At 51.5% G+C, this 23,903-nt stretch carries 17 protein-coding genes and 1 tRNA gene; 5 read left to right on the forward strand and 13 right to left on the reverse strand.

Going from position 1 to position 23,903, the window contains the following annotated elements; all coding sequences use genetic code 11:
* Nucleotides 1–13: 13 nt before the first annotated feature.
* Complete coding sequence (locus tag BM114_RS06820; protein WP_092111745.1) at nt 14–3,262, forward strand: glycosyl hydrolase; 3,249 nt, start codon at nt 14–16, stop codon at nt 3,260–3,262.
* Between the two features lie 167 nt (nt 3,263–3,429).
* On the opposite strand, the gene BM114_RS06825 is transcribed toward BM114_RS06820, so the two are convergent.
* From BM114_RS06825 to uxuA, 5 genes are all read right to left on the reverse strand, one after another.
* Complete coding sequence (locus BM114_RS06825; RefSeq protein ID WP_092111747.1) at nt 3,430–5,004, reverse strand: Rne/Rng family ribonuclease; 1,575 nt, start codon at nt 5,002–5,004, stop codon at nt 3,430–3,432.
* A gap of 237 nt (nt 5,005–5,241) precedes the next feature.
* On the reverse strand, nt 5,242–5,520 hold the full coding sequence (locus BM114_RS06830) for an HU family DNA-binding protein (RefSeq protein WP_092111749.1): 279 nt from the start codon (nt 5,518–5,520) through the stop codon (nt 5,242–5,244).
* A 341-nt stretch (nt 5,521–5,861) separates the two neighbouring features.
* Nucleotides 5,862–6,269 carry a DUF4332 domain-containing protein gene (locus tag BM114_RS06835; RefSeq protein ID WP_092111751.1) on the reverse strand — a complete coding sequence of 136 codons (408 nt, stop codon included), beginning with the start codon at nt 6,267–6,269 and terminating at the stop codon, nt 5,862–5,864.
* Nucleotides 6,270–6,435: 166 nt separating this feature from the next.
* A complete protein-coding gene (locus BM114_RS06840; RefSeq protein WP_092111753.1) occupies nt 6,436–7,248 on the reverse strand; it encodes an SDR family oxidoreductase in 813 nt (270 codons plus the stop codon).
* An 11-nt stretch (nt 7,249–7,259) separates the two neighbouring features.
* Nucleotides 7,260–8,507 (reverse strand): mannonate dehydratase, encoded by a 1,248-nt coding sequence (uxuA, locus tag BM114_RS06845; protein ID WP_092111755.1) that lies wholly within the window; start codon nt 8,505–8,507, stop codon nt 7,260–7,262.
* 212 nt (nt 8,508–8,719) lie between these two features.
* Here uxuA and BM114_RS06850 point away from each other — a divergent pair, with 212 nt between their 5' ends.
* Nucleotides 8,720–9,742, forward strand: a complete 1,023-nt coding sequence (locus BM114_RS06850; protein ID WP_092111757.1) for a sugar kinase — start codon at nt 8,720–8,722, stop codon at nt 9,740–9,742.
* A 38-nt stretch (nt 9,743–9,780) separates the two neighbouring features.
* Nucleotides 9,781–10,449: a bifunctional 4-hydroxy-2-oxoglutarate aldolase/2-dehydro-3-deoxy-phosphogluconate aldolase gene (locus BM114_RS06855; RefSeq protein ID WP_092111759.1), complete on the forward strand. Its 669-nt coding sequence runs from the start codon at nt 9,781–9,783 to the stop codon at nt 10,447–10,449.
* Nucleotides 10,450–10,599: 150 nt separating this feature from the next.
* Here the strand turns inward: BM114_RS06855 and BM114_RS14350 are convergent.
* From BM114_RS14350 to BM114_RS06890, 8 genes are all read right to left on the reverse strand, one after another.
* A tRNA-Cys gene (locus BM114_RS14350) sits at nt 10,600–10,670 on the reverse strand.
* A gap of 67 nt (nt 10,671–10,737) precedes the next feature.
* Nucleotides 10,738–10,899, reverse strand: a complete 162-nt coding sequence (locus BM114_RS06860) for a FeoB-associated Cys-rich membrane protein (RefSeq protein WP_092111761.1) — start codon at nt 10,897–10,899, stop codon at nt 10,738–10,740.
* 2 nt (nt 10,900–10,901) lie between these two features.
* Nucleotides 10,902–12,098, reverse strand: a complete 1,197-nt coding sequence (locus BM114_RS06865; protein WP_092111763.1) for an L-serine ammonia-lyase, iron-sulfur-dependent, subunit alpha — start codon at nt 12,096–12,098, stop codon at nt 10,902–10,904.
* 22 nt (nt 12,099–12,120) lie between these two features.
* Nucleotides 12,121–14,694, reverse strand: coding sequence for a ferrous iron transport protein B (feoB, locus tag BM114_RS06870; RefSeq protein ID WP_092111765.1), 2,574 nt, complete (start codon nt 14,692–14,694; stop codon nt 12,121–12,123).
* Nucleotides 14,695–14,803: 109 nt separating this feature from the next.
* Nucleotides 14,804–15,502, reverse strand: a complete 699-nt coding sequence (locus BM114_RS06875; protein ID WP_092111767.1) for an ABC transporter ATP-binding protein — start codon at nt 15,500–15,502, stop codon at nt 14,804–14,806.
* A gap of 5 nt (nt 15,503–15,507) precedes the next feature.
* Complete coding sequence (locus BM114_RS06880; protein WP_092111769.1) at nt 15,508–19,014, reverse strand: preprotein translocase subunit SecA; 3,507 nt, start codon at nt 19,012–19,014, stop codon at nt 15,508–15,510.
* A 210-nt stretch (nt 19,015–19,224) separates the two neighbouring features.
* Nucleotides 19,225–20,628, reverse strand: coding sequence for an alkaline phosphatase family protein (locus BM114_RS06885; RefSeq protein WP_092111771.1), 1,404 nt, complete (start codon nt 20,626–20,628; stop codon nt 19,225–19,227).
* On the reverse strand, nt 20,621–21,841 hold the full coding sequence (locus BM114_RS06890) for an Lnb N-terminal periplasmic domain-containing protein (RefSeq protein WP_092111772.1): 1,221 nt from the start codon (nt 21,839–21,841) through the stop codon (nt 20,621–20,623). Before BM114_RS06890 ends, BM114_RS06885 begins: the two co-directional genes overlap by 8 nt.
* An 87-nt stretch (nt 21,842–21,928) precedes the next feature.
* Between BM114_RS06890 and BM114_RS06895 the strand changes: the two genes are divergently transcribed.
* Together BM114_RS06895 and lptC are read left to right on the forward strand one after the other, a co-directional pair.
* Entirely contained in the window at nt 21,929–23,224 is a 1,296-nt protein-coding gene (locus tag BM114_RS06895) for an outer membrane protein transport protein (protein WP_092111774.1), read from the forward strand.
* Nucleotides 23,225–23,246: 22 nt separating this feature from the next.
* The gene (gene lptC / locus BM114_RS06900; RefSeq protein ID WP_092111776.1) at nt 23,247–23,897 is read left to right on the forward strand and encodes an LPS export ABC transporter periplasmic protein LptC; all 651 of its coding nucleotides are present in this window, start codon (nt 23,247–23,249) and stop codon (nt 23,895–23,897) included.
* Nucleotides 23,898–23,903 lie beyond the last annotated feature (6 nt).

Here is a 23,903-nt window from a genome sequence, read left to right on the forward strand (position 1 = left end):
AATTAATCTACCAATGAAAACGACCTTAATAAGCATGCTCCTCATCCTATCGGGAGCTTTTCCGCTATTCGCACAGACGAGTGAAGGCTTGTATCAGCGTTTCTTGAATCCTGACAAGGCTGCGCGTCCGCGTGTCTGGTGGCACTGGATGAACGGCAATATCACCAAGGACGGCATCTGGAAAGACCTCCATTGGATGAAGCGTTCCGGCATAGTGGGCTTTCACAACTTCGACGCGGGCCTCGAAACGCCGCAGATAGTGAAGCAGCGACTGGCCTATATGACTCCGGAATGGAAAGACGCTTTCCACTATATGCTCACCGTGGCCGACTCGCTGGACATGGAAGTAACCGTTGCCAGCAGTCCGGGATGGAGCGAGACGGGCGGTCCTTGGGTAAAAGACGAGGACGGAATGAAGAAAATTGTCTGGCGGGAAACCGACATCCAAGGTGGCAGGAAGCTGCGATTGAGGCTTCCCGAGGGCTTTGATGTTACCGGGCAGTTTCAGGATTACCACATGATTTCCGACTATATCTCGCAGGTTTTCATGTCGCGGAAGTTCTATCGGGACATTGCGGTGCTGGCCGTGAGGGTCGCCGAGAACGATGTACCGATGCAGGAACTGAGGCCGGCGGTAGCTGCCAGCCGGGGCCGGGTAACTCTCGGGCAACTCTGCAACGACAGTATATCTGACGGGGCTGTCATCCTTGCTGACAAGAACGGAAACTCGTGGGTGCAGGTGGAGTTCAAGGAACCGCAGACCGTGAAGTCGCTGCGGTGGTCGGGTGTGGCCTCTAACGGCAACATTCAGGCATTATCCTATTCCCTTTCGGCAAGTGATGACGGGTTGAAATTCAAGAAGATAAAAGACTTGGGCTATCAGGGATGCGTAGAGAGAACGGCGAACATTCCCACGACAACGGCCAGGTATTTCCGCCTGAACATCAAGAATTCTGCCACCGATTCCTCCCTGATTTCCATGTTGCAGCTTTTCCCTGTAAACAGGGTGGAGCTTTCTGCCGACAAGGCAGCCTTTGCCTTCTATCGGTATGCCAGTTCGGCCTATACCCCGGCTACGGAAGATGCCGTTTCCGTCGGCAATGTGGTTGATGTAACGCGCTATGTGAAGCATGGAGTGCTGACATGGCAGGCTCCCAAGGGCCGCTGGCGCATCTATCGCATAGGCTATGGCCTGACGGGAAAGACCAATCATCCCGCAAGCCTCGAGGCCACCGGATTGGAAGTGGACAAGCTGGATCCGGCGGCCATACGAGCCTATTACAAGAATTACCTGAACACCTATCTCGACGCCTCGCAAGGCATGGTCGGGGAGAAGGGCATCCAGTATATCCTCACCGACAGCTACGAGGCTGGCCCGCAGACATGGACGGGCCGGATGAAGGAGGAGTTCCTGCGCCGCCGGGGCTATGATCTGACACCGTGGATGCCGGCCCTGCTGGGGCTGGTCATCAACAGCGCTGAGGAAACCGACCGCTTCCTCTTCGACTGGCGGATGACCATCGGCGAGATGATGACGGAATATCATTATGATATGTTGAACGATATCCTGAAGGACTACGGGCTTAAACGCTATTCGGAGTCTCATGAGGCCTGGCGTGCCAACATGACCGACGGCATGGACTGCAAACGCACGGCACACATACCGATGTCTGCAATCTGGATGCGCTATAACCAGAAGAAATTGTCAGAACCGCAGTTTGAGTCGGACATCCGTGAGTCGGCCTCGGTGGCTCACCTCTACGGGCAGAACATTGCGGCAGCGGAGTCGTTTACGACCAACGGCTATCGCGACGGTGCCCTTGTCTATTCGCCCTCGGTGCTGAAGCCTACGGCCGATGCGGCAATGGCCTGCGGCCTGAACCGTTTCGTCATCCATACATCGCCCCATCAGCCCGTGGACGACAAGTTTCCGGGCATCGGCCTGGGCGTCTATGGGCAGTGGTTCGACCGGCATGAGACATGGGCCGAACAGGCAGGGGCGTGGACTGATTATCTCTCCCGCAGTTGCTACCTCTTGCAGCAAGGGCGATTCGTGGCGGATGTAGCTACCTATTACGGTGAAGACACCAATATTACGGGGCAGTATATGACGCGCTTTCCCGCTTGCCCTCTGGGTTATGCTTTCGATTTTGTGAGTCCTTCGGCATTGAAGGAGGTGCTGCATCCGAGTGGCAGCCGGCTGCTTTCGCCCTCAGGGATGGAATATCGGGTGCTTCACCTGACGAATGTGGCCCGGATGTCGCTCCCCGTGCTTCGCAAGATAGTGGAGCTGGCGAAGGCCGGTGTTGCCATCTGTGGCGACAAGCCCGGTCAGTTGGCCGGCAGGGAGGGTTCTCCGGCGGAGTTCCGGTCGCTGGTCGACAAGATATGGAATACCGGTCGTGGAAATGTCTTTACGGGAACGCCCCTTGCGCAGGTTCTCGCCAAAAGGGGGATAGCGCCCGATGTCGACTTCCTTGGCAGCAAGGCAAACCTGCGCTATGTGCATCGGCATTTGCCGGAAGGGGAAGTTTATTGGATAGCCAACCAGACCCCTGACGCACAGCAGTTGAAGGTCTCCTTCCGCATATCGGGCAAGAAGCCCCAGATATGGCATGCCGACACCGGCGCAAAGGAACCTGCCGGCTATGAGATGAAGGATGGCCGCACGATGGTAGACCTGCAATTTAGCCCCTATGACGCTCAGTTCATCGTCTTTGTAGACGATACGGATGTGCCGGCTGTCCGCCTTCCTGCGGTCTCCAAGACTGTCGTTTCCGAGGTGGGAACGCCTTGGAAAGTGAAGTTCCAGCGTCAACGGGGGGCACCCGAAGGGATGGTTTTAGACACCCTGGCCTCTTACACGGCATCCTCTGACGCAGGAATCAAGTATTTCTCAGGTACGGCGACCTATACCAATACCTTCGCCCTGGGCAAGAAACTCTTCAGGCGGAAGACCGGTCCGAAGCGCATCGTCCTCAATCTGGAGGATGTGAAAGATCTGGCAGAAGTCTATGTAAACGACCGCAGGTTAGGTGTGGTGTGGCGTGCGCCGTTCCGGATAGATATTACGGATGCCGTGAAGCCCGGCCATAACTCGTTGACGCTAAAGGTGGTCAATGTATGGCACAATCGTCTGGTGGGCGATGTGCAGCCCGGCGCACGGCCGGTGGCCTGGACTCAGATGGAGTTCTACAAGCCTGACGAGCCCCTGCTGGAGGCCGGTTTGCTGGGTCCTGTGAAGATAGAAGCTGAATATTAGGATAGGATTTATAAAAGAGAGGGCGACGGCCAGGTGTCTCCCGTAATATTACACGCTGCTTGTAATTCGATTACAAGCGGCGTGTAACACGATTACAAGCGGCTTGTAACATTGCCGGCAGCCGTTGTCGGTCATTGCGGGGGACGCTTGCCGCGCCCTCTCTTGTGTCAATTGGTCTCTATTTCTTCCTTCATGTCTATGAATTCCCGCTTGGAATCGTAGAACTCATATTGAAGGAAAGCCAGTTTCTGAGACGGGACGATGTGTACTCCGAACCCGTATTTGATCTGCCACTTGTTCTTGAGGCTTACCACGCCTTGGTTGATGAAGGCGGCTACATACGGGTGTACATGGAGATAGAATTTCTTGACGCCAATCTTATTGACCAGTCGGTCGATCTTTCCCTCTAACAAATCAGTGAACAGGATGCTGGACTTTATCTTGCCAGTACCGTTGCACGACGGGCATGTTTCTTCTACTCTGACATCCATGGCGGGGCGGACGCGCTGACGCGTAATCTGCATCAGCCCGAATTTACTCAGCGGCAAGATGTTGTGGCGGGCGCGGTCTTTCTGCATGTTCTTGCACATGCGCTCATAGAGCATCTGCCGGTCTTCCGCCAGGTTCATGTCGATGAAGTCGACCACGATGATTCCTCCCATGTCTCGCAGTCGCAGTTGGCGGGCCAGTTCATCAGCCGCACCGAGGTTGGTCTCCAGGGCGTTCTGCTCCTGGCCGTTGCCGGCCTTTGTGCGGGTGCCGCTGTTTACATCCACCACATGCATGGCTTCGGTGTGTTCGATAATCAGATAGGCTCCGTGGCGATAGTTGACGGTCTTGCCGAAGCTGGACTTGATCTGCTTCGTTACATTGAAGTTGTCGAAGATGGGCACCTTGCCCGTATAGAGCTTCACTATGTTTGCCTTTTCCGGGGCAATGAGTGAGACATAGCTTTTGACCTCATTGAAAACACTTTCTTCGTTGATGTAGATGTTTTCATAGCTCGGATTGAAGAGGTCGCGCAGCAGGGCAACGGCCCTGCTGGTCTCTTCATATGCGAGCTGGGGTCGCTTCTGGGTCTTCTGGACTTTAGTGATAGCGTCTTCCCATCGCTGGTTGAGCACCTTGAGTTCCGCATCCAGCTCAGCCACGCGCTTCCCTTCTGCCACGGTGCGCACGATTACACCGCAGTTCTTGGGCTTGATGCTCTGGATGAGTTGCTTGAGTCGGGCTCTTTCCTCGCCGCTTTTGATTTTAGAAGAAACGGAAACTTTATCGCCAAATGGAATGAGGACCAGGAATCTTCCGGCAAACGAAATCTCTCCCGTAAGGCGCGGTCCCTTGGTCGAAATGGGTTCTTTAACGATTTGCACCAGCACCTCCTGTCCCGCCTTGAGCGTCGTTTGTACGCTTCCGTCCTTAGGCAGGTCGGGCAGGCGTGATGCCTTTGCGAATGGATAAAGTTTCTTTCTGTCGCTTTGTACCTGTTTGAGATACTTTTCGTAAGAGGGGAATTGACTTCCCAGATCAAGATAATGGAGAAAGGCGTCGCGCTCGTAACCCACATCTACAAAGCATGCGTTCAAGCCCGGCATGAGCTTTTTTACTTTGGCTATGTAGACATTGCCAACCGAAAAGGAGGCCGAGCGCGGCTCACTCTGATATTCCACCAGGTTCTTATCCTCCAGGAGGGCTATCGAGATTTCCTTTTGTTGTACATCAATTACTACTTCGCTTGTCATTTCTGTTATCTTTATTTTCAAAAATTAGGGGCATGCCCATTAAAGAGACACGCCCCATAGTCTGTATGAATAGGCTTCAGAGCTAAGCTTTGGATTACTTGCTCTTGTGTCTGTTCTTACGCAATCTCTTCTTACGCTTATGCGTAGCCATCTTGTGGCCTTTCTTTTTCTTACCGTTTGGCATAGCTTTTTAAAATTAAATGTTTGATATAATGTTATTTTGGATTTGCAGATCGATTAGTCGTTCATCAAGGCAGTGAACTCCTTGGACGGCTTGAAGCCGGGGATATCGTGTGCCTCCACGCGGATGGTGATGTTCTTCTGCATGTCGCGGCCGGTCTTTGCAGCACGGTGCTTGACGATGAAAGTGCCGAACCCTCTTAATGATACATCTTCCTTCCGCTTGGCTACGGAGTCCTTAACGACTTTCATGAATGCCTCTATCGTGAGGGCTACATCCTTTTTTGCAAGGCCAGTCTGTTCTGAAATCTGGCTGACGATCTCTGCTTTTGTCATTTTCTTATTATCTTTATTTTGTTATTAATTTTTACTTTTAACCTTGATTGGTCTTGCAAATATACGAGTTTTTCTGCTTAAACGAAAATTTATAGCTCTTTTTTTGCTGAAAAAAGTGTCATTTTACATGCTAAGTGTCTAATTATCAAATCTTTTTGTTTATAATAGGGAACAAGTGATGGTTTGGGGCTTCTTTGCTATGTAAAGAAAAAAGAACAATAAAAGGATATCGCTTTCTTGTCTTGAAAGGCGATATCCCGATTATGGGTAGTTATTGTCTAACTTCAGTTGCTCCTAATTCCTGTGATTATAAGAAGTGCGATCTTGTAGCGTGAGGAGGCTTAGTATTCCATTACGGATGGAAGTTCCTTGGCCTGGTCGATCATCTTCTGCACCTCCTTGACGGATGGAACGCGGTTGACGAGGTTCTTTTCGGCGTTAACTTCCTCCAGCTTGGCCTGCAGGTTTTCTGCAACGCGGTGTTTCAGCTCCTTGACGGTGTCAACCCCTGCTGCTTCGAGCAGTTCGGAGAACTGAGGGCCTACGCCGTCGATGCGCATGAGGTCGGCATGGTTTGTCCAGGTAAGAATCAGCTTGCCGCTGATCTCGGTCTTCTCTTCCAAGGCCTTGCGCCCTGCCGGAGTCTTTCCGGCTTCCAGCAAATCCTCGATGGTGTTGATGCCAGCTTCCACTAATTTCTTTGAGTAAACTTCGCCGATGCCCTCGACTTCGATAATCTTGTAGTTCATATTAAACGGTTATTAAATAGTTAAACATTATCTATTTAGCAAATATAGTAAGATGATTTTATTGTACAAAGAATATGGGGATTTTTTAATTTTCTTTTTAATTTGAGAATGGAATTGTTTCTTCTGTCTGTCGGTTTTTGGGTAGCTGGTCCCTTCCGAGGGGGATTTACATGGCAAATGTGTTGAATCCACCATCGACAATGGCTACGGTTCCTGTAACAAACCGGGAGGCATCGCTTATCAGATAGTGAATCGTGCCGCAAAGTTCTTCGGGTTCTCCCATGCGTCCGAATGGTGTCTGGCGTATCACATCCTTTCCCCGTTCGGTATAGCTCCCGTCGGGATTTGTCAGGAGCGCCCGGTTTTGCTCTGTTATGAAGAAGCCCGGGGCGATGGCGTTCACGCGGATGCCCTCACCGAATTTTCGGGCAGTCTCGTGCGCCATGTAGGCGGTGAAGTTGCTGATGCCGGCCTTGGCTGCCCCGTATCCGCAGACTCGGGTTAGCGGGCGGAGTGCCGCCATGCTGGAGAAGTTGACGACGGCCCCCTTTTTCTGTTGGACCATAGGCTTGAGGAATACCTGCGTAGGGATGACCGTGCCGACGAGATTGAGGTTCAGCACTTTCTGAAATTGCTCCGGGTCGAGGTCGAAGATGCTCTGGTCTGGCCCGATGGTAGCTCCTGGCATGTTGCCCCCGGCCGCGTTGAGGAGGGCGTCGATCCTGCCGAAGTCGGCAAGGATGTCGCGGCAATTCTGTTCTACGATCGCCTTGTCCATGACATCAGTTTGATAGAATCCGGCCATTCCGCCGTCGGCCTTGATATTTTCTACGATTTGGTCTCCAATTTCCTGCTTGCGCCCCAAGACCGCAATCTTGGCTCCTTGCCCGGCAAGGTACTTTCCGATGCAGCGTCCTAATACGCCCGTACCGCCGGTAATGACCACTACATGGCCTTTGATATCAAATAAGTTTTTCATGTGTAATGAGTTTATTCGTAAAATCCGGGTTGTTTATATTCGATGCCCAACTCCCTGTCGACCGTGGCGATGACGCCCTGCACCTGTCCCATGGCGAACATCCTGCCGAGGAAGGAGTAGCCTGCGTTATATCCGCGGTCGGCATCGCCGAGCATGGTCATGCCGTGGTCGACGCGCATGGGCAGCCGGGCTATGTTGGGATTATTGCTTCGCCTTTGCTCTTCTTTTTCAAAAATGCGGGCTAACTCTATGATGTCGGCGCGCCCGCCGAGATGACTTGCCTCCGTAAAGTCCCCGTTCGGGAAGATGTGGCACGACCGCAGGTGTACGAACCAGGTGCGGTCGGCATATTTGTCGGCAAGCTCCGTCAGGTTGTTATGCCCTCCCGCCGACAGGCTGCCGGCGCAGAAGGTGAGCCCGTTGTGCCTGTCGGGCACGGCATCGAGGAACCACCGGATGTCCTCGTCGCAGGTTACGATGCGGGGAAGGCCGAGGATAGGGAAGGGGGGATCGTCCGGATGGACGCACATATAGATGTCGCACTCCCTGCACACGGGCATGATGGCCTCGAGGAAATACCGCATGTTCTCGCGCAGCTGGTCTCTGTCCACTCCCTCATATAGATTGAGGAGCTGTCGGAAAAGCTCCACGGGATGCTCGTCGCCCTCCTTGATGTTGCCGCTTACGAAGCCCTGTGTCTTCACGATGATGTTCTCCACGAGCTTGTGTTCATCGGGCGGTGCCATCCTCGTTTTCAGCTCCGCCACTTCTTTCAGGATGTCGCGGTTCAGCAGTCTGCCCCTTTGCTCCCAGTCGGACTCTGCCCCGTCGCGCTTCAGGATGTGGATGTCGAAGTAGGCAAACTCGGCCCAACTGAAGTAGAGATTGGTCGTCCCGTTAGGGTTCGGATGGTCGAGGTCGGTGCGTGCCCAGTCGAGCACGGGCATGAAATTATAGCATACGGTGTGGATGCCCTCGTTGGCGAGGTTGCGCAGGCTCTCCTTGTAGACTTCGATTTGCCGGTCGCGGTCGGGGCCTCCGTATTTGATGGTCTCCGTAACGGGGAGGGACTCTACGACGCTCCATCGCATCCCATAGCTCTCAATGTAGCTTTTCAGGTCGTGAATGGCCTCTCGTGTCCAGACTTCACCCAACGGGATGTCATGAAGTGCCGTAACAATGCCTTCCACTCCGATTTGTCTTAACATGGCAAGCGTTATCTTGTCGTTTTTGCCGAACCATCTCCATGTTCTTTCCATAATACTATAATATACTCTGTTTTTTGTTTATCAGATAATAGATATGCATTTCCAAAGGCTGAATGCGCTTGGCCTGAGACCGTGGTTAAATGCTTTTGACTTCTTTCTGAAGAATCTTCGTACAAAAATACATAAATTCCTTGAGAATGTCGCAGAATTATCTTATTTTTGCAATGTCTAACCCAAGAAAATACATTTTAAAGGATTTAGAAATGGCAAAGATAATAACTTTTGGCGAGATCATGCTTCGCCTGTCGCCGGTTGGCAACGATCGTTTCATCCAATCAGACACTTTCCGTATTATTCCAGGCGGAGGAGAGGCCAATGTCGCCGTGAGTCTTGCGAACTATGGGCATGAAGCCTGTTTCGTTACGAAGCTTCCCGCGCATGAAATCGGCCAGATAGCCGTCAATGCCCTGCGGCGATATGGGGTCAATACCGATTATATAGTCCGCGGCGGCAGTCGCATCGGGCTGTATTATGCGGAGACGGGAGCCGCCATGCGCCCAAGTAAAGTGATCTACGACCGCGCCCATTCCGCCATAGCCGAGGCAGATCCGTCTGACTTCGATTTCGATGAAATTATGAGCGGAGCACGCTGGTTTCACTGGAGCGGGATTACGCCGGCCGTCTCCGACAAGGCTGCCGAGCTGACAAAACGGGCCTGTGAGGCTGCGAAACGCCATGGCGTAACGGTGTCGGTAGACCTTAACTTCCGCAAGAAACTCTGGACTTCGGAAAAGGCCATATCCGTTATGCGACCGTTGATGGAGTATGTGGATGTGTGCATCGGCAACGAGGAGGATGCCCAGCTCTGTCTGGGATTCAGGCCTGATGCCGATGTGGAGGGCGGCAAGACCGACGCTGCCGGCTATCACAAGATATTCGGACAGATGGTGGCGGAGTTCGGTTTCAAGTATGTGGCATCCACCTTGCGGGAGTCTTACTCGGCCACCCGCAACGGGTGGAAGGCTCTCATCTATGACGGCAGCGAGTTCTATGAGAGCCGGCGGTATGACATCAACCCGATTATAGACCGGGTCGGCGGTGGCGACTCTTTCTCCGGCGGCCTTATTCATGGGCTGCTCACGAAGCCGACGCAGGGAGAAGCCTTGGAATTTGCCGTGGCTGCCTCGGCCTTGAAGCATACGATAAACGGCGATTTCAACCTTGTCGGAGCCGACGAGGTGGAGGCTTTGGCTGCCGGAAATGCCAACGGGCGTGTACAGAGATAATAATAAGGAGACTAACTGATTAAGCACAAGATAAGAAGATGGCACGATTTGACAAGATAGCAGTATTGAGGAAGATGGGAGAGACGGGCATGCTTCCGGTCTTTTACAATAAGGATGTGGAGGTAGCCAAGCATGTTCTGAAAGCCTGCTACGAAGGTGGAGTGAGGGCATTTGAGTTTACCAATCGCGGCGACTTTGCCCACGAGGTGTTCGGCGAGCTGGTGAAGTGGGCCGACACGGAATGCCCGGAGCTGGCTCTGGGCATCGGCTCGGTCGTCGACCCGGCCACCGCGGCGCTCTATATACAGTTGGGAGCTAATTTCGTGGTGGGGCCGCTCTTCAATCCCGACATCTCGCCCGTGTGCAACCGGCGGCTGATACCTTACTGTCCGGGCTGCGGGAGCGTGAGCGAGATAGGCAAGGCGCAGGAGCTGGGGTCGGATCTTACCAAGTTGTTCCCAGGTGATGTCTATGGCCCCAGAATGGTGAAGGACTTGATGGCCCCGTGTCCATGGACCAAAATCATGGTTACGGGCGGCGTTGCCCCGGAAAGGGAGAACCTTGAAGGCTGGTTCCAGGCCGGAGCCTACTGTGTCGGCATGGGGTCGAAGCTTTTCCCGAAGGACAAGGTGGAGTCAGCCGACTGGGGCTATATCACCGCCCTCTGCAAGGATTGCCTTGACATTATCAGGGAGTGCAGGGCATAGCGAAGTCCCCTTATTATGGCTTCCGCAATTGTTACAAGCGGTGTGTAATCATGTTACACGCCGCTTGTAACAGCATTACACGCCGTTTGTAACAATCCAGATGGCCGTTAAAAGAAAATCCGGAAGCTACAGGCTTCCGGATTTCTGATGAGGTACCTGGCGGAGTCGAACCGCCTTGAACGGTTTTGCAGACCGTTACCTAACCGTTCGGACAAGGTACCCTGTGCCCCCATTAGGATTTGCGTCTGCAAAGATAAGGCAAAATATTGGGAATTGCAAATTTTCCCTTTACTTTTTTCTTGCCTTCTTGCATTTCTCGTAAAAGGCACACCCCGCGCACCCGTAGTTCCTGCACTTCAGGTTCTGCCTGTACTCCCGGTACAGGTATCGTATCAACCAGGCCGTGCAGAAGGTGAGGATGACGGCGAGAAGTATATACTGTAGTTCCATGATCAGTCCTGATGATAGTCCTTGGCCAGACCTCCCGTGCTGGTCTCCTTATAGAGGGAGGGCAGGTCGAGGCCGGTCTGCTTCATTACTTCTACGACGCGGTCGAAGCTCACTCGGTGCCTGCCGTCGGAGAAGGCGGCGTAGAGGTTGGCGTCGAGAGCCCGCGTCGCGGCAAAGGCATTGCGCTCTATGCAGGGTATCTGAACCAGTCCGCACACGGGATCGCAGGTCATTCCCAGGTGGTGTTCCAGCCCCATCTCGGCCGCATACTCTATTTGAGCGGGGCTTCCACCGAAGAGCTGACACGACGCTGCCGATGCCATGGCACAGGCTACGCCGATTTCGCCCTGACAGCCCACCTCTGCCCCGGAGATGGAAGCATTCTGCTTGACGATGTTCCCGAAGAGACCGGCCGTGGCTAAAGCGTGGAGGATATGGGTGTCGCTGAAGTTATGGCCTTTGGAAAGGTGGTAGAGCACGGCAGGAACGACCCCACACGAGCCGCAGGTGGGCGCCGTAACGATGGTTCCGCCCGAGGCGTTCTCTTCGCTCACGGCCAGTGCGTAGGCATAGACCAGGCCTCGCGTCTGGAGGGTCTGCTTGTATCCGGTCGCCTTTATATAGTAAGTGGATGCCTTGCGGGCCAGGTTCAGCGAACCGGGAAGCCGCCCCTCGTGATTGAGACCGCGCTCGACGCTCTCCTGCATGGCTTCCCATACCGTCTGTAGATAGTCCCATATGTCCGGGTCTTCACACTCATCCACATACTCCCAATAGCTTCGCCCGTTATTTTCGCACCACTGCATGATTTTCGTCAGAGAGTTCATCGGGTATACTTCAGGGGTGGAGAATCTGTCGGCCTTGTCCTTTCCCTCAGAAAGAGCCCCTCCTCCTACGCTGTAGACGATCCAGTCGTGGGCACCGTCGGCCTTGAAAAGCATGCCGTTTGGGTGGAATGGCAGAAACACAGTAGGCTCCCAGATAATCTTGGTGGGAGCAATGGGTTGCAGTATTTCCAATATAGCCTGGTGGGTGAGGTGCCCTTTGCCCGTAGCTGCAAGACTCCCGTAGAGGGTTACCTCGAAGTTTTTTGCGTGGGGATGTTCCTCTGCATAGATGTGTGCGGCATTCTCGGGACCCATCGTGTGGCTTGACGAGGGTCCCTTGCCGATTCTGTATAATTCTCTCAAAGATTTCATAATGTTTGGTATTTGATGTTTTTTAAATAAAGAGCAATCCGATTTGGAATACCAATGCGCTGACAACCCATGCCAGGCAGGTGGTGTATGCGGCCGCGAACAATGCCCATTTCCATGACCCCGTTTCCCCCTTGATGGCCGCTATGGTGGCAATGCAGGGAAAGTAAAGCAGCACGAAGAGCAGGAAGCAATAGGCGGTGAGGGTAGCCAGAGGCCCTGCCGCCTCGTAGCTCAGCCCGTGGACATTGGCGATGTCGGTTTGAATCTTGTGACGGAGTATCTCATATTTGCCGCTTTCGTTATTATAGCTGTTGTCATCGGCAAAGCTCTCGTCGTTAGAATACAGCACTCCCATGGTGGAGGCAACGATCTCCTTGGCGCCCACGCCGGCAAGAATGCCCACATCCAGCTTCCAATTGAATCCCTGGGGGGTGAATATCGGCTCTATGGCCCGGCCTATCTGTCCGATGTAGCTTTGCTCTTGTTGCCGGTGGATGGTTTCCATGTAGGCCTCGTGGGCTTGCTGTGCCTCGTTGGAATCTTCGCCGTATTGCGCCACGGCGGCCTCGGCGTTGACCTTGGCTGTTTCTATATTCTTGTTGTGCGGGAAGTAGCCTAATGCCCATACGATGATGCTTGCCACGAGGATAATGCCTCCCATCTTCCTAAGATACTGGCGGCCTTTTTCCCATGTGTGGCGAAGGATGGCCTTCCATGTCGGAAATCGGTAGGGCGGCAGCTCCATGACGAACGGCACATCTTCGCCTTTGAACAGGGAGCTTGTGAAGAGCTTGCTCATGAGTATGGCCAGTAGCATTCCCGTGAGATAGAGGGAAAACATGACAAGCGACTGGGTTAGGCTCCCGACGAAGAAGGACCCGATAATCATAATATAAATAGGTATACGCGCTTCGCAGCTCATCAGTGGAAGTACCAGCATGGTTACGAGTCTGGATCGGCGGCTCTCGATGGTGCGTGTGGCCATGACGGCGGGCACATTACATCCAAATCCCATAATCAGCGGAATGAAAGACTTGCCGTGCAGACCCATCCTGTGCATGAGCTTGTCCATGATGAAGGCTGCACGCGACATGTAGCCGCAGTCCTCCATGAACGAGATGAAGAAATAGAGAATCAGTATCTGCGGGAGAAAAACGATGACCGCTCCCACGCCGCCGATGATGCCGTCGACGAGCATTGCCTTGATAGGACCTTCCGGCATGTAGGCTCCTATCTGGATTCCCAGTAGTTCTACGAGGGCCTCTATCCAGTCCATCGGATACTGACCGACCATAAAGGTCGTCGCAAACATCACGATTAGGATGAGGATGAAAATGGGGAATCCCACCCATCTGTTGGTTAATATGCGGTCGAGCAGATGGGTTATCTGGTAGGTGTCTTTCTTGTTTCCGGCCTTATAGAGTGCTTCCTCAAGCGCTCCATGGATGAATCCATACTTCGCATCCATAATGGCGGTCTCGCTGTCGTCGCCAGTCTCCTCCTTGACCCTTTTCGCCGCGTCGTCGCGATGCCTGAGAATCTCCGCCGCATCGGGCAGAGCCTTGATGTATTCCTCTGCGCCTTTGTCGTATTCAAGCAGCTTTATGGCCAGATAGCGGGTAGAATAGCGGAGCCGCACATTAGGGGCTTTCTTCAGGTGTTCCTGTATTTCTTCTATTCCATGCTCAATCTCATGCCCGTGATTGATATGGATGTGTCGGAAATGAGGATATTCATCCTCCTTGCCTTCATACATCTGGATTACCATGTGGAACAGGTCTTCGATGCCGCGTCCATTGGTGAAGACGGTTGGAATCATAGGGACACCCAGCAGGCTTGCCAGCTTGCCGTAGTCTACATGGTCGCCCCGCTGCTCTGTCTCGTCAAACATATTGAGCGCGCAGACCATGCGCACATGCATGTCGATGAGCTGGGTGGTGAGATAGAGGTTGCGTTCCAGATTGCTCGTATCGATGACATTGATGATGACATCAGGAGTCTGCTCGATAATCTGCTTCCTCACATAGAGCTCTTCGGGAGAATAGGCGGAGAGGGAGTAAGTGCCGGGGAGGTCGACAAGGTTAAATTTATAGCCTTCGAATTCTGCATGCCCTTCCTTGGCATCTACGGTAACGCCGCTATAGTTGCCTACGCGCTCGTGTGCACCGGACGCAAAGTTGAAAAGTGAGGTCTTCCCGCAGTTTGGATTACCGACCAAGGCAACATTGATTTCCTTGTGCTTCTTCTCCGCCACATCCTCAAGCTGCTTGTCAGTAAGCGGTTGTTCATCGGCTTCGCGGCTATCGATAATCTTGGAACTTTTAACGAGTTGTCCGGCATTTTTTTCTTCCTCTTCTATTTTCTTGGCTTCCTTAAGGGTTACGACTTCTATCAATTCCGCCTCGCTGTGGCGAAGGGAAACCTCGTAGCCCATAATCTTATATTTCACGGGATCCTGTAAAGGAGCATTCAGCAAGACTTCTATGGACTTCCCCTTGATGAAGCCCATCTCCACGATGCGCTTGCGGAAGCCTCCATGGCCGAGCACTTTTATGATGATGCCTTTTTCTCCGGTCGTAAGTTCTGATAACTTCATCTTTTCTCTTTTTTCTCCTCTTGCCTGCAAATATACAACAAAAAAGGCGCAACCCAGTTGCAACCTTTTGTTTTACAAGAAATATACCTACAAATGGGGATGGCTTACCTTAAATGTTAAAGTAGTCTTCCAGTTCTTTCTCGGCAGACCCTTGCTCGTTCTGCAGGTCTTTTAAGATGACGCCATGCTCAAGCAGGGCAATGCGGGTGGATATTTCTATGGTATGTTGCAAGTTATGGCTGCTGATAAGGACGGTAGCCTCGTTCTCCCGGGCATAGGACATGAGAATCTTCTTCAGGATGTTCTGACTTGATGGATCAAGGAAGTTGAACGGCTCGTCGAGGATGACAAGCTTGGGCCGGTTGAATAATGCGGAAATGATTCCAATCTTCTGTTTGTTCCCGGCAGAGAAGTCCCTGATGAGCTTTTTCTGCTCCATGATCTCGCCTGCCATGAATTGTTCAAAGTCCTTTTCGCGAGCTTCAACAGCATCTTTTGGCATGTTGTTCACCTTTCCAAGAAATTCGAAGTACTCCTCGGGAGTAAGGAAGTCGATTAAGAACCCTTCGTCGATATAGGATCCGGTGGTCTGCTTCCATTCCTCGCTTTCGGTGGGATTGATGCCGCCAATGGATACTGTCCCTTCGTCTGCCTTTATCAAGTCAAGTATCAAACGGAAAAGGGTGGTCTTTCCGGCTCCGTTGTTGCCTACCAATCCAAGAATATCACCATCATTGATGGTGAATTCCGGAATGTCTACGGCCACCTTTTCGCCAAATGATTTCTTGAGTCTGTTAAGTGTAATCATGTTGTTTATCTTATGTTACGCCCATGGCAGTTCTTGAACTTCTTGCCGGAACCACATGGACACGGGTCATTTGGACGAGGCATTTTCTCACGGATAATCGGCGTGTGGTTTACTCTTTGCGCCGGTTCGCGGGTGTCCTGCCGGGCTGCAGCCTGTTGGGCGGGGTCGTTGAGGTCGGCCTTCTGCTCGTTATAACGCTGGCTTCTCTGCTCCGGTGCTGCCTCGTGGACTTCCTGTTCCTGCATTTCTGGAATCTGGGCACGCATGAGGATGGATGAGGTGCGATTGTTGATGTCGTCTATCATGGTGTCCCAGATGGTCGCACTCTCAAGCTTAAAGATCAAGAGAGGGTCTTTCTGCTCGTACGAAGCGTTTTGTACACTATGCCGAAGTTCATCCAGTTGGCGAAGGTTTTCTTTCCAGTTGTCATCAATGATGTGGAGCATGATGACCTTCTCAAACTGCTTGACGACATCCTTACCCTCCGTCTTGTATGCTTGCTTAAGGTCGCAAGGGATGTTGTACACGCGTTTCCCATCGGTAACGGGCACCATGATGCGTTCGAATCGGTCTCCCTGATTTTCCTCGACATCCTTAATGACAGGCCAGGCTACACTCTGGATACGGTCGGTCTTGCGCTTGAAGGCAGCCATCGCATCCTGGAATGCGCGCTCTGCCAGTATGTTGTGGTCGGCATTTAAGAGCTCTTCTTCCGTAAATGGGCATTCCATCGCGAGGACTTTCAGGAATTGTTCCTTGCATCCTTCGTAGTCGTTTTTCTCAATGATGTTGATGCAACGGTCCCAAATGATATTGGCAATATCCATGCCGATGCGTTCACCCATGAGGGCATGACGGCGCTTCTCGTAGATTACGGTACGCTGCTTGTTCATCACATCGTCGTATTCAAGCAGATGCTTACGGATACCGAAGTTGTTTTCCTCTACTTTCTTCTGGGCTCTCTCGATGCTCTTGGAAATCATGGGAGCTTCGATGCGCTCGCCTTCCTGATAGCCCAGGCGGTCCATGACATGTGCAATGCGTTCCGAGCCGAAGAGGCGCATCAGTTTGTCTTCCAATGAAACATAGAAAACGGAACTACCCGGATCGCCCTGACGACCGGCACGACCACGCAACTGGCGGTCCACACGCCGGCTCTCATGACGCTCTGTGCCGATGATGGCAAGGCCTCCGGCATCTTTTACTTCTTGGGTGAGCTTAATATCGGTACCACGACCGGCCATGTTGGTGGCAATGGTTACGGCGCCTAATAACCGTTCCTCATTAGTGATGAGGTGCTGGGCATCCTGTCCTGCGAGATGGGAGTCTGCACCTTTGGCTCCCTCGTTTGCTGCTTTGATGAGCGTGTTTTGATATCTTACGGCAGAAGCCTTGTCGGTGAAAGCCTTTCCGTCGGTGGCAAGGAAAACCATTCCCATGGTGCTTTTTCCTGCTTCGGCAACTACCAGAGCCTCCTGTTGGTGTAGCTTGGCGTTCAATACTTGATGTGGTATTTTGCGCATATCGAGCATCTTGGAGAGCAGTTCGCTGATTTCAACGGAGGTGGTACCTACCAGGCAGGGGCGTCCACTGACGCGCATCTCCTCAATTTCCTCGATGACGGCAGAATATTTTTCGCGGGCAGTCTTATAGACACGGTCATCCATGTCGTTGCGTACAACAGGCTTGTTGGTTGGAATTTCGACTACATCGAGCTTGTAGATGTCCCAGAATTCACCAGCCTCGGTAGAAGCGGTGCCCGTCATGCCTGAGAGTTTGTGGTACATGCGGAAGTAGTTCTGCAGGGTGATGGTGGCGAAAGTCTGTGTCGCTGCCTCCACCTTGACATGCTCTTTTGCCTCTATGGCCTGATGAAGACCATCGCTCCAGCGGCGGCCTTCCATGATACGCCCGGTCTGTTCGTCTACGATTTTAACTTCGCTGTCGATGACGACATATTCATCATCTTTATTGAACATGGTATATGCTTTCAGCAGTTGCTGCAGGGTGTGGACGCGTTCACTCTGAATAGCATAGAGATTGAACAGGTCGTCCTTCTTGTCGAGGCGATCCTGATCACTCAGGTCGTGCTCGTTTTCCAATGCGGAGAGCTGGCTGGTAATGTCGGGTAGCACGAAAAGATCCGGCCGACCGGTCTGCTTGGCAAGCCAGGCACCACCCTTGTCGGTAAGGTCGGCAGAGTTCAGTTTCTCGTCTACTACAAAGTACAATGGCTCAATGGCCTTGGGCATTTCGCGATTGTTGTTTGCCATATAGAATTCCTCGGTCTTGAGGAGTCCCGATTTGATGCCATCTTCCGAGAGATACTTGATGAGCGGTTTGTTTTTTGGTAGTGCCTTGTAGGAACGGAAGAGGGCGAGGAATCCTTCTTCTTCCAGCTGCTGAGCCTGCTTCTTGTCCTGGGTCTGCTGAGCCTGGGTGATTTTCTGTTTGGCCTCGGCAAGCAACTCCGTGGCCTGCTTGCGCTGCACTTCATAGAGTTTCTCCACTAACGGCTGGTATTCTTCGAACATCTGGTCGTCGCCCTTGGGTATCGGACCGGAGATAATCAATGGAGTGCGGGCGTCGTCAATCAGCACGGAGTCGACCTCGTCCACTATGGCATAGTTGTGCTGGCGCTGTACAAGGTCGGCAGGACTGATGGCCATGTTGTCGCGAAGATAGTCAAAGCCGAACTCATTGTTTGTGCCAAAGGTGATATCTGCCTGATATGCCTTGCGTCGCTCTTCTGAATTGGGCTGGTGTTTGTCGATGCAGTCGACGGAGAGGCCGTTGAACATATAGAGCGGCCCCATCCATTCGGAGTCGCGCTTGGCCAGATAGTCGTTCACGGTAACCATGTGAACTCCGTTTCCCGTAAGTGCATTCAGGAACACGGGGAGCGTGGCTACGAGGGTCTTGCCCTCACCGGTCGCCATCTCGGCTATCTTACCCTGATGCAAGGCTATGCCGCCGAAGAGCTGCACATCGTAGTGCACCATGTCCCACTTGATCTTATTGCCACCGGCTGTCCACTCATTGTGGTAGATGGCCTTGTCGCCGTCGATGGTGATGAAGTCGTTTGCCGGATTTCCTGCAAGCTCCCGGTCGAAGTCGGTGGCCGTTACCACGGTCTCTTCATTCTCGGCAAAGCGGCGGGCTGTATCCTTTACGATACTGAAAGCTACCGGCATTACCTCGTTGAGAGCCACTTCGTATTTGTCGAGGGCCGCTTTCTCAAGTTTGTCTATCTTGGTGAATATGTCCTCGCGCTCGTCGATGGGTGTGTCTTCTATGGTGTTCTTGAGTTCTGCAATTTTCTCTTTTTCCTCCCTTGCAGAGTCTTGTACATATTTCTGGATTTCCTTTGTCTTTGCGCGCAGTTGGTCATTGCTCAGCTCTTTAATGGCAGGATAGGCCTCTTTTACAGTCTCTACTAAAGGCTGGATGAGTTTCATATCACGGGTTGACTTATCGCCAAACAATGACTTTAAAAATTTATTGAAGTTCATTTTCTTATATTTGTTTTTATTCTTACCTATTATATTTTGGACACAAAATTACTAATAATTTTTCAATTATCAGCATGTTGCTTGAAGAAAGATAAATGTAGCGAAAGTAAAAGGCGGCTAAAAGCTCTCCTTTTAACGGCTAAAAGGGAGGTAAAAGACGGCTTAAAGGTCGCCTTCTAACGGCCTTTTACTTGCAGTGCCCTGAATAGTCTAAAACAGGGGGGCAGCCTTACAGGCATTGGGTGCCCTTATGCGGATGGCTTTTGCAATGGTAGGCGCAATGCGGTCTACCGTTACGGGTGTGGTGATACGCTCTGCTTTGATATTGGCTCCATAGGCGATGATGGGGAATGGGACAAAGCTGATGCGTGATGTGTATTTCTGTTGGTTGTCTTCGTTGTAGAGTTGCCATCCCGGAGCGACCTCTACGATGATGTCGCCGCTGATGGCCGGGTTGTGCCCGTTGCGTATTTTCTCTATGTCGCTGTTGCCGCCAAGAAGTCGGGTAGAGGTGTATACATCTCGTACTCCTGAATTCTGGATGAGGAATTCCTGGCTTCGCATGAGCACTTCGGCCAGTCCGATGCGTTTTTGTTCTAAGAGCTGATGGTTCAGATAAATCTGATTTCTGAAGATGGCCTCTACATATCTGCCTTGTCCATAAATGGCTCCAAGATAGATGTTGAGGAGGTTGGCCGTGCGATTGATATAGAATATGCCGGTAGGGATGTGATACTTGGTGTAGTCTACATTCTCCTGTGTGGTATAGCCTGTACTCGTGAGGAAGAAAAGCACATTCTGCTTGCCCACGCTGCTTTCTATGCCAGAGATGAGTTCGGCGACAACCTGGTCGATCTTGCGATAGACGCTTTCCATGTCTTTCTGCCAGTTTGTCGCATTCCTGCCTTTGGCGGAAAGTGTGATTGACAGCAGGTCGGTAATCTCGTCCTTGCCCATTCCGTTGTCCCTGACGCATCCCTTTGCGGCTTGGACTACAGCGAGATTCTTAGACCCCTCGTCTTCTGTGCGTTGGGAATATACGCTCTTGTATGCGTCCAGCCACTTCCTTGCGTTGTCGGAATAGTATCCGGAGGTGGTGAGAGTTCCTTTTCGCTCGTCAATCCATATGGCTCCGTCGGCGGCATGGCCGGCTGACAGGATAGCGGCATCTTTTTCCGACGCGATAGAATAGATGATGGCGGACCCGTTTGTGGCAACTTTAAGCTCGTCGCTTATAGTCGAAGTCGAGAGTTTCTTCGGCGCAGCCGTGTATTTACTGTCATCGGTACATCCTATGGGACGGAGGCTTTGCCTGTCGAGCCATTGGCAGCTTGTGATTCCGTTGTAATAAGGAGTTGAGCCTGTAGCTATGGCAGCTATTGCCGAGGCTCTGTCGAGAGGTTCGAATGAATAGCTGGCAGCCTCGTATACACGGCCCTGCTGAAGCAGCTTTCTCAGTCCTCCCTGGCCATAGAGCGGAGCAAAGGCTTCAATATAGTCGGTGCGCAATTCATCAATGGCTATATTTACCACGAGTCTGGGCGCCGACTGCAGAGACTGAGCCTGCCCTGTCGTGGAAAGTGCGACGAGGAGTGCGGTAATATATCTATTCATTCTTGTCGGTATTACCTATGTGTTTAGTTATCAATATTTCGTTTGATACAATTCTTCCCAGCAAAATCAGTGCCAAGATGAGCACGGCCTCGTCATATTTCTGGAAGGCATACCCGATGACGGCGATGGCTATGAGGTATTTGAACAGGGTCAGATACCAGTGCAGCTGCCGCCTGCGGAGCTTCTTGACCACAGGTGTCACGAAGACGAGCGACAGGGGGCATAGCAGCAGAATCTGCAGGTTGAGGCTCACGGTGGGGTGCTGGCTGAATACCATAGCAAAGAGAATGAGCCCGGCAATGCCGTCCAGTATCAGGAGGAGGGCATCATATCCCCAGAGAATCTTTTTCCTGCTCCACTCGAAAACGCATACTGCAATCGTAATAATCAGTAAAATTATAGAACAGTCTGACGGGCTTAAAGGAAAGCCGGAACGGCTGTCTCTGTCTTCTGCGTGAAGGAGATATTTCGTATTGCCTACCAATTTAATCTTCTTGCCGTCGGTAGTCGTGAGCGTGGCATTGTCGAAATCGCTCATCAGGTTTTCCGGAAGAAATTGCTGCTCGTCTTTCGTCGTATTGAAATCAGCCTTCAATCCAAGAAGCAGATCGTTCCCCAACCGAGCCCAAGGATGGTCGCTGTTATAGGCATGGATCATATCTCGAAAGCTTTTCTTAACTTCTTGGCTCTCAGGGTATGAAATCTTTTCGTTCGTGTTCCTGATAAGCATATCTCGTGCCCTCGTCGTGCAGTTGTCGTAGAAGTAGTTATAGCGGTATTCTCGGTTCTCTGGAAGATAGTTTTTCTCTATGGCTTCAACGATTCGGAACTTGTCTTCTCGTGTGAGATTCAGTACTTGTTGCTTCACCCATCTTCCTTCCTGCCGATACTCGGCGATGAATTCGGGATAGGTTGTAATGCCCATTTGGTAATCGGTGAGCCCAAAGACAAACCGGAGAATGAAAAATTTTTGACGGAATGAGAATATTCCGTAGTTGACGACAATATCTTCTCCATACTTGTCATGCACCCTTATGGCCGTATGTCCGTACAGAGACCATATCTCTTGGCCTGGCCCACAGGTCAGCAAGCTTATCTCCACGCTGTCCCATCTCTCGTTGGCAGTCGGTGTATTATCTGCTTTTGCCTGACATGTTAAAGACAGTAAAAAGACAACCAAATAGGCTTTAAAAGTCGGTTTTATTTGTTTCACGATGCAAAAATAGCTTATATTTTGCAGTTATCATTCTTTTATTTCGAATTTTTTCAATAATTTTGCAACCTGTATAATGAATACGGTATGAAAAGAATAGTTTTTAGTGCTGCACTGCTGGCAGTATTTTCTTTGAATGTGCTTGCTCAAAGCGGTACTAACTCGCCATATAGTCAGTTTGGATTAGGTGTCCTCTCTGATCAGACAAGTGGTTTCAATCGCGGCATGAATGGGTTGGGATTAGGTTTTCATGAGCATAACCAGATAAACTATTTAAACCCAGCCTCCTATTCCGCAATTGACTCTTTGTCGTTTATCTTTGATATTGGTATGTCGGGGCAGATAACCAACTTTGAAGAAACAGGCGTCAAAAAGAATGCCCATAATGCCGACTTGGAGTATATCGTTGCGGGTTTCCGGGCTTTCAGGCATGTGGGAATGAGTTTTGGTCTGATTCCGTTTACCAATATCGGATACAATTATGCGAAGTCGCAGTTTGTAGGCGGTTCGCTAACGACAACTTCCACTAACACTTATTCCGGTTCAGGTGGCCTTCATGAAGCCTATTTCGGTATTGGATGGGAGCCTCTGAGCGGTCTGGCGATTGGCGGAAACATCGGCTACTTGTGGGGAAACTATGACCGGTCTTTGGTAAACAGCTATAGCGATTCTTATGCAAACACGCTTTCCAAGTATTATACGGGTGATGTCCGCAGTTACAAACTTGACCTCGGCCTTCAGTATACAGCGAGGATTTCAAAGAAAGACTGGCTCACTCTCGGTGCCACTTACACCCTCGGGCACAAGTTGGGAGCCGACCCGCAGTGCCAGGTAATATCGACCAATAAGGCCACGGCGGTTTCCGATACGGCCACCTATGTGGTTGAAAACGGACTGGAAATGCCGGCAATGGTTAGTGCAGGCTTTATGTGGAATCACAATAACCAGTGGAAGATAGGTGCCGACTATTCCTTGCAGCAGTGGGGAAAGATTGATTTCCCGGAATATAGTGTCGTGAACGACAAGCCTCAGTATGCCTTGACATCCAATCTTTTCAAGGACCGGCATAAGTTTACTGTCGGCGGTGAGTATGTGCCTCAGGAGAACAGCCGCAATTTCTTCAAGCGCATCCATTATCGTGCCGGCGTCTCTTATGCCACACCTTATATTATGGTGAATGGCCAGGACGGTCCTAAGGAAATGAGTGTGAGTGCGGGATTCGGTATTCCCATCATCAATGGATATAACACCCGCTCCATCTTGAACATCAGTGCGCAGTATGTTCGTTCAGAGGCGACGGGCCTGATAAAGGAGAACACTTTCCGCATCAATGTCGGCATCACCTTCAACGAGCGCTGGTTTGCTAAATGGAAAGTAGATTAACCCCAAGACATTTTCTGCGAAATTGAAAAAAACAGTTATCCCGCTCGTAGTGATTATGCTCTTGTCGGCCTCTTGCCAGAAGCAGAAAGAGCATACGGCGCCAGCCATCAATCCCCAGGATTCGGTGGCTGTGATGACGAGTTACGGGGTGAACACTCTGATTTCGGATTCCGGTGTTATTAAATATCGGATTGTTACGGAGCGGTGGGAGGTGAATCAAATTCGCCAGCCTTCTCGCTGGATCTTCGACAAGGGGCTGTTCCTGGAGCAGTTCGACCAGAAGTTTCATGTGCAGTCTTATATTCAGGCCGACACGGCATACTATTATGATCAGCAGCGTCTCTGGGAATTGAGGGGACGGGTTCGTATCCTTACGAAAGACGGACTCCGGTTCTCGAGCGAGCAGTTGTACTGGGATGAGATGAAGCATGAGCTTTATTCCCATGTGTTCTCCCATCTGATTACGCCGGAACGGCAGCTGCAGGGCAGTTATTTCCGCAGCGACGAGAAGATGACAAAATATTATGTCTCTAACAGCAAGGGGTCGTTTGAGCGTGGGGATATGCAGAGCGATAACGACACATTGCTGTCTGCGCCTGACTCCACTAAACTCAAGTTGCGCCCCCAGGCTTCTCCTCAACCGCGTAATACCTCAATTCCTATAATGCACTGATATGGG

It is taken from the genome of Prevotella sp. KH2C16, from assembly GCF_900113305.1.
In the GTDB taxonomy this organism is placed as follows: domain Bacteria; phylum Bacteroidota; class Bacteroidia; order Bacteroidales; family Bacteroidaceae; genus Prevotella.